This window comes from Vibrio sp. Vb1574, from assembly GCF_033338675.1.
Map to the genome: position 1 here is coordinate 1 of NZ_JAWOTC010000193.1, position 1432 is coordinate 1432.

Consider the following 1432-nt stretch of genomic DNA (forward strand, 5'->3'; position numbering starts at 1 on the left):
AAATTAAAATCTTATCATTTTGACCAACATAGCAACTTACGACTAAAGTTCTGCTAATTTTGACCAAATATGCCAAGGTTTTGCTTTCTACAACCCGATTATTTAAACGACGTTCCTACGATCAAATACACAGCTTCCATATCCTGCTCCGTACGACCGTATGCCAACATAATAGGTCCAATTGGCGAGTCCACACCAAAGAAAATTGATGCAGCGTTATACAATGGTGCTTCATTCAATTTCAGATCGTTGTCTGACCATGTACCGCCATGTTCTAGCGACGCGCCTACATAAACTGGCGCTTCAAACAATCCAAAATCATTGTCGAACCATTTGTAACGATATACCAAACTGCTGAAGAATAAGTTTTGCCCTATCAAGCTGTTTCTCGGTATGCCTGACAAATGCAAAAAGCCCCCTAACTCACGAGGGTCCAGCGTTATCGACGAGTTTTTACTTTGCACAAAGCTGTATTCTGCTTGTCCGACTAAAGTATGACGCTGATAGCTCATTGCCCCCTTAAATCGAGCGTCAATTTCATACACTGTATCTTCCACAATATCTTCAGGCTTGGACTGACCTATCTCTTCAGGGCTGGTATCGTGAGAAACCAAATATTCTAGGTCGACCAACAAACCTCGCGTAGGAAAAGCAAAATCATCGAGGGTGTCTAAGCGGTAATTGGCAAACAAGCCTCTTCGCTCAAAATCTAGATTGCCTACAGACGCCAATGTCGATAACTCGATGCTACCCGAAGAGTATCGACCGCCCAATCTCAACTCTTGCCACAACGTAGGCTGAATGCCAATCGCTATCTCGGAAACAAACTCGGTATAAGACACTGGCAAAAAATCGTTCACCGAACTTAAACTCGAGTCATCATCACTGACCGGCAAGTTTCGCCCTTCACTGCTGTACGCCACCTTACCAGCAACAAAAAACTCTTGGCTCGACAGAACCGGAGAATACAGCTCCGCCTCAATGAGCTTATCTGTGCCCATCTCAACGTTGAGTGCCATTTCAGCACCGTGCGAGTTTAAGTTGGTAAAGTTAGTCGACATCCCTATGCCGTATTGGCTGTCGGTATCAAAGTCATCTTCAAGGAAGAAACGGAAGTTAAGGTAGTTTGGCCCCCAAGATTTTTCGTTAACGTCAAACACCAATAAATTCGAACCATCGACTTCTTCAAAGTGATAAGTAATTAACTCAAATCGGTCCAATGCATAGAGGTTTTCTACCGCTTTTTCGATTTCAGCCGTTTCGATTTTACGGCCAGTTTCCAGTTCCAAACGGTTGGTCAACAAAACATCGCTATAGTGGGTATTGTTTACAATCACAATCTCATCCACTACGCGATCGTCACCATAAACGAGCTTTTTGCGAACTTCCTGCTTATGGTCGATGTACTTTTGATACTCCGCGTTTGATAAAC

Annotated in this window: 1 protein-coding gene; it reads right to left on the reverse strand. The window is 43.5% G+C overall.

The window, feature by feature from the left end; genetic code table 11:
* Positions 1 to 98 precede the first annotated feature (98 nt).
* Positions 99 to 1432, reverse strand: a 1334-nt coding sequence (locus R7O12_RS24725) for a POTRA domain-containing protein (RefSeq protein ID WP_318126696.1), incomplete at its 5' end; no start/stop codon positions are given.